Here is a 9,679-nt window from a genome sequence, read left to right on the forward strand (position 1 = left end):
TGCCATGAACAAAAGATATCTACATCTCCTATTTTTAGCCCCGATTATAGTTGGGACATCCTGCTCCTCGTACAACAGTAGTATTAAAAGAGCCAACCAACAACTTGAACTGTACAATTTCAAAGATGCTTCCTACGAATTTGGGGAAGCTTGGGAAAAGAAAGAAGACAGTGAAACTGCCCGAGGGTTAGCCTATTCCAATTACAAAATGAGGGACTTTGGAAAAGCAGCTGCTTGGTACAGTTATCTGTCTGACAAAGAAGAACTTACGACTGATGATTCCTATAGATATGCAGAATCGCTGATTGCCAATGCCAAGTTTGATGAGTCAGCCAAGGTATTGGACAAGATGATTCTTAAAAATGGAGACATAAGTAAGGATGCCAAGTGGATGATGCTGCGTAAATCTGCAGGCGAGGCCAAAGCCATCTTGAATACGCCGACAAAGTTTCAGGTTAAGCCTCTGAAGTCATTGAATACTTCTTTTTCTGAATTTGGTCTTACCATCGACGAGGGGGTTATTTTCTTTAGTTCCGACAGAATATCTGATAAAAAAGCCGGTGTAGTCATGACCGATAACCTCAAAAACCAAAGATATGGCTGGACAGGAAATGGGTTTTTGACAGTCTATGAAGGTAATTTGAATGAAAAAAATGACGATCTGGAAAATATTGTTGTCTCCAAGGTATTCCAAAACGAAAACCACATCGGACCTGTCCACAAGTCTGGAAGTATGATGTTTTATACCGTGACCGAAGCAGGGAATGAGACTAACAAAAGAGAGGGGAGGCGTTTCGGTACTACACTTTACCCTGAAATTCTTTATAAAGAAAAGAAGGCAGATGGCACATTTGGCGAAGCCAAACCCCTAAGCATTAATTCTTCCCTGAAATACGCGGTCGCAGATCCATTTTGGGACGAGGCCAAAAAGAGACTCTATTTTTCTTCCGACATGCCGGGAGGATTCGGTGGCAGTGATATTTACTACATTGATTATCTCGGAAATGACAAATGGTCCAATGCAATCAACCTGGGAAAAGATATCAATACCTTCGGTAACGACAGGTCGCCCTTTATTTATGATGGCGTCTTTTACTTTTCTTCAGAAGGCTTAGGTGGCTTAGGTGGATTGGACATCTATAAATCCACTATGGTGGGTTCGGCATTTACCCAACCAGAAAACCTTGGGGTTCCTTTCAATTCCAATAAAGATGACTTTTTCTTTTTCAAAGACAAATCGCGTAATGGACAGGTTTTTCTCACCTCTGACAGAAATGGAAGCCGAGGTCTTGATGATATCTATTTTATAGAAGAATTGAAGGAAGAATTTTTCACAGTGACCGGAGTTGTGAAGGACAAAGAAACAGGGGAACCTATCCAAAATACAGTAGTGACGCTGACTGATACCGCTACCGGCATCAATACTTCTGTGGTCAGTGATGAAGAGGGACGGTTTTCTTTTATCCTGCCTCTCAACAACACTTATACCATTGAGACCATTACCTCAGGATATTTTAATCAGATCAAGGAAGGTTTCTCAACCAAGCCTAACCAAAACAACAAACTCGACCTGAATGTATATTCCGAGAAAGTTGCCTTTGACAAAGGAATCAGGATTTTTGACATCTATTATGATTATAACAGTGCCGAGATCAGGTCTGATGCTTCTGTTGAGCTGAGAAAAATCATCGAAGTGATGCGTGATAACCCGCAATTCAGGCTTCAGATGTATTCTCATACTGATTCAAGGGGTAAGGCAGAATACAATGAAAAACTTTCAGAATCCAGAGGTATGTCTGTGGTGAATTACCTGAGTTCTGAGGGTATTGCACAAAGAAGTATAAGGTCCAAAGGAATGGGCGAATCCAAACTTGTAAATGACTGTGTGGATGTTGTCGAGTGTTCTGAAGAAGAGCATCAAAGAAACAGAAGAACGGAATTTGTCATTATGAACGTGGCTTCATTTGAAAAAAATCTTCCTTATGAATCTTTCAAATTTGAGGATCCGGATCAAAAAGAAAGAATCGAGACCCTTGCAGTGCCGGAATTGCAGGCTGTACCGGTCAATGTGGAAATAGTAGTTTCCGAAGAAGAGATAGAAGTAGACCCTGCCATAGAAGGCGCTTATACAGTCGCTCCATCAAACAATTACAACCACTACATCATCATCGAAAGCTGGCAGACCGAATACATGGCAAGCTTGAGGGCTAAGGAACTTTCAGGTACCTACAAAGTCAACGTAATCCCACCTGCCGACGGCACTTCCAATTTCAGACTTTCAGTAGCAGTATATCCAAGCATGGATGAGGCCGCAAGGAATGTCAACAGGTTCAGAAGAGAATTCAATGACGAAACCATCTGGATCTTGGCTTATTGATAAAAGAGGGCAAAATGACCGATGTCCAAAGATGGATGTCAGGTGCCTTTAAGCATCCGTACTTGCCTATAACAAATCTAGCCTTACAGTAAAAGATAGCTTTAATCAGGCTTTTGAATTGAAACACAAATTCCCGCAGTTTCCGAATCTAAAAATGGGATTTGGAAACTGCGGGATTTTTAATTTGGGAGGGGTAGTAGTTTCACGACATCCAAACATTCATGTAAGTAATGATACTCCAATCTCCATTCAGTTTTCTTGCAATTACGATGTCACCGCTTCCTGAAAGTCCGTTTGAATGTCTTCCAATATAAAAGCACGCATAATTGTCACTGTATGTTATTTTGGAAAACTCAAATACGCCATGAGACCCTGGATGTTTCTTATAAAACTTTCTCCATCCTTTTTCAATTTTTCTACCAAAAAGAGTATTGAAGTAATTTTCAAACTGTCTTTTTGTTATTGTTGTTACAGGAGGATTTAAATTGAATTTATTTTTATCTAGAATCGGAGTCTCGTAAAACTCTTTTTCCAATGATCTTATTGCATCACTTATTCGGGCGTCATTTAACAGTCTAATTTTCAAAGTGTCGTAGCGTAAAAAGGTGTTAATTTGTTGCTCGTCCTCGTTAAGGAACTCTTTTCCGTAGACAGAAGCTTGATTTTCATCTGGGATAAACTTATTTATTACAATAACCTGAGTTGTCTTTTTGTCATATTTGATTCCTTCATTTATAAAATCATTGATTGCTAATGAATAGAGCTGATAATCCAAGGGCGTTTGTCCAAAAGACAGATTCGTTAGTAGTACAAGTAAAATTGTTAGTCGTGTCATCTTTAAACTTTTTAAGGGAACAAGGTTGCAGATATATCTGAATTAACTAAACATAAAACTAATACTCTAAATATCCAATCCGTCAATTTGATTTTTTATTGGGTCGCATTCTCCAGATTTTAACAAAATTAAAAAAGCCAGGTTCTCACCTGACTTTCATTGCTCAGTAAAATTTCCCGCAGTTCCCGGTATCCACAGAAACAAAATCTGTTTAGATTCGGAGACTGCGGGATTTTTTATGGTTAAAAAGGAAAGGTCTTTATTTACTTTAATTGCTGGATCTACTTTGACAATGGATAGTCAGCAATAAGTAGTTCCGGAGAGAGATTAAGCCTGTGGGTAAGGTTTCGGATCATTTCAAGAGTTAATTTTCGCTTTCTCCCTAATATTTCGGAAACCCTGTTTTTACCTCCGATCTCCGCTACCAAATCAATCTGTTTGAGGTGCATCTCTTCCATCCGAATCTTGATGGCCTCAATCGGGTCGGGGACTTCTATCGGAAAGGTTTTCTTTTCATATTCATCAATGATCAAACCTAAAATATCAGCTTCGTCACTTTGAGGGCTGCCAATCGGGGAGTCAAAAATCACCTCAAGTCTTTTTAACGCATTTTGATAATCTGTTTCGGTTTTTATTGGTTTCAGATCCATGTCATTTAATGTTTAAATATTGTTTGCATCAATCGTGTCATAATCGGCGTGAGTTCCAATGAACCTGATGAAAATCCATTGTTTCTCAAAGTTGAATTTAGCGATAAGCCGGTAAGTATTTCCTTTAACGTTGAAAACAATCCTGCTGTCTTTCAATATACTGGCATTAGCGTAACTTTTTTTGACCTCGTTTGGGTTTTTCCAAGTACTTCGCAAAGCGGTGTCATACCAAGTTTTCAAGTATTGCTCTGAATCAGGATGTTTTTCCCAAAATTGCCTTAAGGTACTTTTAGCAAAGATTCTTTCCATTATGACTTATCTATGTTGCAAAGATAAAAAAAATACCCAAATTGGGAACCTCTTGGTTGGTATTTTAAATATCTGTATATCTTGGAGTTAATGGAGTGGTCGAGGGGAAAACTCCACGGTACTTACTTTAAAAACGATTCAGCTTTTCTTGTCAGTCAGTTTGGTGAATCCATACATACTTTCCGTTTAAAAAAGTTAAAAGGCCTCCTCCCACTTCTTCTTTTCCTAATGCAATTGACGGATTTTGAAGATTAACAACTTTGCTTCCTAAAACATCACCGTCTTTGGTGAAGGTAGTTTCACTTGTAACTCTGTCTTCAACAAGTCCCCAATAATCAACCCAATCAAATTCTGTCAAATGTGCGATTGGTTTCCCAAAGCCAATCCTAATTTGTTCATTTGTTTTACCATGTATGAAAATTATTCCTGAAGTTCCGCTTTCTTTTTTATACAATACTTTATCTATATTTCCGTCACCATCAAAGTCAGCCGTTATTTTGTCCCTCAAATTGAATAAGGTTGCTTTTTCAAAACCACTTAAATATTGACTTAGGTAGGCTTCGTCGCTTTGATTCACAACTGTTGATTTTTGTTGTACATTAATATTATTGTCTTTTGTAATCGTGTCAGTATCTGACAAAGTCAATATGTCAGAAACAGATGTTGTCTCTGTTTTTGAATGTTTGCAACCAAAAAAAATTAAAAAGGTCAATAGGTAAATTATCTGTTTCATTGTCGATTTTTGAGCTGAAAACCAATTTTTGCTTTCCAAATTTATTATGGAAAAACCCCAATAAAACTAATCTATTTTTTAAAACTTCAAATTATCTCATGAGCTTATTTTTTGATTAAAGGCTATTGACTGAAAAGGTGCTGGGAAATGCCTTTAAGGATTACCTCAGATTTTGAAAAAATAAAAAAAAGCCAGGTTCTCACCTGACTTTCATTTCTCCGATTTAGCATTTTGAATTTAAACCCCACCAAACAAACTCTGAAGTTCAAAAGAAGCTGCTTTTCAGTAGACAGTTGGGGACCTTTATCGATCGCAAAGTTTTTGGAAGATTTGTGTGCCGAAAGAATATCTGCGGTAATTAGAGAGGAATAACATTGGATTAATGTTCATATTTCCAATCGATTAGCGGTGTGGGCTTGTTGTCCAGTTATCAAATGTCATTTCAAATTTGATTTCCTTTGTTCCGTGTGTTCCAACTTCTTTCCAACCTGCTTTTCTGTAGAATTTTTCTGCTCTCGTATCAAAACCTGTTCCTAGCCAAACTTTTTCTTTTGTCTGGGTAAAATACCAGTCCAGCATTGTCTTGTGTAATATTTGTCCAATTCCTTTTCTCTCAAATTTAGGGTCTAAAAATAAAGCCCAAATGTTATTCTCTTTCAAGTCAACTATTGCAAATCCAACAATTTGTTTCTCAATTTCACAAACCCAGCCTTTCCCTCTTACTGTAATAAATGCTTCACAATCCTTGTCTGTCACTAAACCAGGATTAGACAAAGTGTTTTCTTTGACAGAATTTCTTACGATTTGAATCTGTTTTATGTCATTAATCCTAGCTTCTCTAATTTTCATAATTTAATTTGTCTGGCAGTCAGTTCTTATAAATTACCCACTTGCTAATTTTTCAATTAGTCTATCTAGATTTAAACAATAGTGTGATATCGTGCTTTTTTTTTATGCAATGTTATCCGATTAAAAATATGGATTCGTTGGTCAGCATCATTATTTAATCACGTGTGGCTACATCTGGTTTTTCAATATCAACTGTACGGTATGGTACCAATAATAGAAGGCTGATTTATCCGGTTGCCTTTTTAGTCCCATCAGAAAGTTCCAATCCTGATCTTCAATAATCATGTCTTTAATGTCCTGACCTTCGTAAAAGGGAATTGGAGACAGATCATTGACCAATATTTTGGCTGCCAAATAAGCAATTCGTGCTGATGCCGCTACCGCATCATCAATCCTAAAATTCCCAGCCATTAAGAAACCGGTACCAAAAGCGAAGATCCCTTTTTGCAACTCTTTGAATTTGGCTTTTCCTTCAACAGTGCCTCGGTCACGCTTGGCTAGGATGATGCAAGTATCAATCGTGTCTTGTAAAACTATTTTTGGGGTGAGTTCAACTCCTGGATTTTCATCTTTCCTGTATGCGATTTCATGCTTTGCAAACACCAAGAAACTGGCAGCCACCACTTCTATGCTTTGAATGCTCTCGAATAATTTACTCAGGTCGAAAAGCTGTTTGCATATCTCCATGGAGAACGGCTGCTTGTCTTTACCCTTGAAGTAGGGTATTCCGATTGTGTTTGGTGCAAATGCAGTCAATTTATCCCCTGTGATTGAATCAACAGATGGCATGGTAACCATTGTCTCTTTTTCCGTTTCAATCCATTTGGAAATTACAGGCTTTTCAACCAATTCCGGATAGATCGAATTCTCAATGAGCACATCCAACAGAATGGTTCCAGACCCTTGTCTGCCTGAATTAAATTTGAACTTATAATGCGCTTTGGGCACTCCGGGCTTGTAGCTGCGATGTTCGTCTAATTCAAATCCTGTGAAATGGGAAGTTTCAACAACCTTTTGCAAAATGCGATCCAGTTCTTCCCGGTCTGTCTTGCAAATAATATCAATATCAATAGAAAATCGGTTTCCTTCTTCTAATAAAAGCACCAAGCTCGTACCCCCCTTAAAAACGAACTCAAGTCCATTACTTTTCAAACGCTCCAGTAAATGCAGCGCATAGATCATCTTTTCCAAAATGATTTTATCAATAAGCTTGTGTTCTTTTTGTTTCTTAAATCCCTCTAACCATTCATCTGTAAAACAATGTTCCTTTATCATTGGATAATTTCTTTTACAAGGTGGTACATGTGATTTGTCAAAAATTGCTTGATATCTTGTTCTTTTTCCCTACGTTTCCCGTAACTGAAGAGTCTAGTGAAATTGATATCATAGTTATTTAAAGCGTTTTCGTAGATGTGTATCAATTCCGATCCTTGCAGATAGTTGAACAGCTTTGCTTCTGCAAATATGTCCACCAAAATTTTCTCTAGCTGCGGAGTATAAAACTCCATCCTTTTCTCTGTTCTCTTTGAAATAGGGGAGCGAGTGATCAATTTTTTGATGACTACCGGGTAGTGGCTTTCAGCTATATAAAAATCGATGACTTTGTCATCAGGGTTGAGGTATAGCTCATTTTTTGATGAGCCTTTTAACTCATAGTACAAAGATTCAATGAACTCCTTTTCTATTTCAATTAGGATAATTCTTCTGCTTGCTTGGTGTTGTGAAAACTCATTGAGCCAATTCGTTTCCCAAATACAGTATTTGGCATCCTCAAATTTTTCCGATATTCTTTTTGCGAGTTTGAGAAGCTCAGATGATATTTCCGGGTGATATGTGGGTTTGTAAGAAATTACGTAGAGACCTCTCTTTAGCGGTTTGATGATGTTCCTGTCTTTTAGGTCAAAGATTCTCCACCCAAAGGTTCCTTCTTTAAGATCGGGTTCATAATAACGATAGAATTCTAAGAGCTCTTCTCGGGTAAAATTCTCTTTACCTTTAAATTCTTCAATCAAGGTTTTTTCTATAATCTTTGGCATTTCCGTTCAAAATTATGCCAAATATATAGAATTTTGGTTAATATTGGATATCAAAAAAACGCCAGTGAAATAGAATACTGGCAAATTTTTGAAACAGCAGAGATTCATTAAACAAAAAAAGCCGGGCATTCACCCGGCTTCTGATTAACCACTTATTATTTTTTCAATTTGTCTATCAACATAATAAACAAAACCAAATAAGCTCTGAAGTTCAAAAGAAGCCACAGTCGACTGTGGACCATGGTCTGTCAAACTCTTTCAATCCTCCACCAAAGTGAAAACCATCTGACGGAATTTCCAGCCTGTTTCCTCGCTGATTTGTTGGGTTTGTTTCATGAGGATACCGATGATTTTTTCCTCCGGATCGGCAAAGTATTGGGTATTGAAATAGCCTCCCCAATCGAATGTCCCTACACTTCCTGCACCACCTTCGGCGATTCCTTTTTCATTGACCACACCAAAAGCCAACCCGTAATTCTTTCCTCCGCCCCAAAGATCTCCAATCTGATTTTGCATCATGGTTTCGATGGTAGTTCGGCTGAGGGTTCTGACGCCGTTGAGTTCGCCGCCATTGAGGTACATCTGAAGGAATGTGGCATAATCCTTAGCAGTGCTGGAAAGTCCTGCCCCTCCCGAAAAGAATCTCTTTGCACCTGTGATTGGGTAATTGGGATCATAGAAGGTAGTCGGAAATCCTTCCCATTTGCCATTGGTTTTCCGATGGATGGTAACCAATCTTGAGGCTTTTGCCTCAGGAAGGTAAAACCAGGTATCCTGCATGCCCAAAGGCTCAAATAAGCGCTCTCTCAAAAACTGATCGAATGGCTTGCCTGACACGATTTCTACCAAATATCCCAATACATCCAATCCTTCGGAGTAGGTATATTTCTCGCCCGGATTGTGGTGGAGTGGCAGTTTGGCCAACTTCTTCACATTATCCCCGATGCTGATATTTTGGGTGGTGTAGAGGTCGATGATCCCGGCCTTGTTGTATATCATCCGCATCCGCTCGTCTCCATCGATCACACCATAACCCAAACCTGAAGTATGGGTCAGCAGGTGGCGGATGGTGATTTCCTTATTGGCGGCAACAGCCGTGTAGGAAGTGTCGCCATAGCGGAAATTCTGCAAAACCTGTGAGTTTTTGAATTCAGGGATAAATTTCGATATCGGATCGTCCAACCTGAATTTTCCTTCTTCCCAAAGCACCATGACCGCGGTGGAGGTAATGGCTTTTGTCTGAGAGGCAATCCTAAAAATCGCATCTTTCTGCATGGCTTTGCCGGATTCTACATCTGCAAATCCTTTCGCAGAGTGGTAGACGATTTTACCATTGCGGACGATGAGCGCTACCAAGCCGGGTAATTCTTCATTTTTGATGGACTCCTCCAACATAGCATCCAATTTCTTTAGGCGCTCGGGAGATATTCCCACACTTTGTGGAGTAGCTTCAGAGAGGGGAGGAGATTTTTTGATGGAGGGAGTTTGGGCCAATAGGCTTGAACTGACCAAAAAGCAGAGTAAGAATGGTAAGATTGATCTTGGGTTGATGTTCATAGGAATGGGTTTGAAAATGAATTTTTAAGATAATCAAAAAGTCTATTTTATGCTGTCAATAATATTTGTAGGGTAGTTATTTATGTTTAAAATGTTTTTTGAAAGAAGCTCCAATTTTCAAAAAAATATAAATACCAGAATTAAATGCAAATTTCCATTCTTGATGGATCAGGTTAAACAGTCGTCAGTTTTAATAGCTACTTTTTTTCTTGACAAAAAAAGTAGCCAAAAAAGTCAAGACGGCGGAATCCTATCCACTGTCTCGTCCTGAAAATGGTTGACACTTTTGTTGTTTGAAATTAGTTATTGTTTCAATTTCTAAAGAGTTTCTAT

Annotated in this window: 9 protein-coding genes; 1 reads left to right on the forward strand and 8 read right to left on the reverse strand. The window is 38.5% G+C overall.

Annotated elements, in window-relative coordinates; translation table 11 throughout:
• Positions 1-4: 4 nt before the first annotated feature.
• Positions 5-2,377, forward strand: coding sequence for an OmpA family protein (locus MMU07_RS15680; RefSeq protein WP_241126999.1), 2,373 nt, complete (start codon positions 5-7; stop codon positions 2,375-2,377).
• 202 nt (positions 2,378-2,579) lie between these two features.
• Here MMU07_RS15680 and MMU07_RS15685 read toward each other — a convergent pair whose 3' ends face one another.
• The 8 genes from MMU07_RS15685 to MMU07_RS15720 all read right to left on the reverse strand — a co-directional run bounded on the left by MMU07_RS15685 (position 2,580) and on the right by MMU07_RS15720 (position 9,346).
• The gene (locus MMU07_RS15685) at positions 2,580-3,212 is read right to left on the reverse strand and encodes a hypothetical protein (protein ID WP_241127001.1); all 633 of its coding nucleotides are present in this window, start codon (positions 3,210-3,212) and stop codon (positions 2,580-2,582) included.
• Between the two features lie 281 nt (positions 3,213-3,493).
• On the reverse strand, positions 3,494-3,862 hold the full coding sequence (locus MMU07_RS15690) for a helix-turn-helix domain-containing protein (protein WP_241127003.1): 369 nt from the start codon (positions 3,860-3,862) through the stop codon (positions 3,494-3,496).
• 12 nt (positions 3,863-3,874) lie between these two features.
• Complete coding sequence (locus MMU07_RS15695) at positions 3,875-4,171, reverse strand: type II toxin-antitoxin system HigB family toxin (protein ID WP_241127005.1); 297 nt, start codon at positions 4,169-4,171, stop codon at positions 3,875-3,877.
• A 151-nt stretch (positions 4,172-4,322) separates the two neighbouring features.
• Positions 4,323-4,904, reverse strand: a complete 582-nt coding sequence (locus MMU07_RS15700) for a hypothetical protein (RefSeq protein WP_241127015.1) — start codon at positions 4,902-4,904, stop codon at positions 4,323-4,325.
• Between the two features lie 402 nt (positions 4,905-5,306).
• Complete coding sequence (locus MMU07_RS15705) at positions 5,307-5,753, reverse strand: GNAT family N-acetyltransferase (protein ID WP_241127017.1); 447 nt, start codon at positions 5,751-5,753, stop codon at positions 5,307-5,309.
• Between the two features lie 168 nt (positions 5,754-5,921).
• Complete coding sequence (locus tag MMU07_RS15710; RefSeq protein WP_241127019.1) at positions 5,922-7,028, reverse strand: nucleotidyl transferase AbiEii/AbiGii toxin family protein; 1,107 nt, start codon at positions 7,026-7,028, stop codon at positions 5,922-5,924.
• Entirely contained in the window at positions 7,025-7,789 is a 765-nt protein-coding gene (locus MMU07_RS15715) for a DUF6577 family protein (protein WP_241127021.1), read from the reverse strand. Before MMU07_RS15715 ends, MMU07_RS15710 begins: the two co-directional genes overlap by 4 nt.
• 258 nt (positions 7,790-8,047) lie before the next feature.
• Positions 8,048-9,346, reverse strand: a complete 1,299-nt coding sequence (locus MMU07_RS15720) for a serine hydrolase domain-containing protein (RefSeq protein WP_241127028.1) — start codon at positions 9,344-9,346, stop codon at positions 8,048-8,050.
• Between the last annotated feature and the right edge of the window lie 333 nt (positions 9,347-9,679).

It is taken from the genome of Cognataquiflexum nitidum, assembly GCF_022538055.1.
Taxonomy (GTDB): domain Bacteria; phylum Bacteroidota; class Bacteroidia; order Cytophagales; family Cyclobacteriaceae; genus Cognataquiflexum; species Cognataquiflexum nitidum.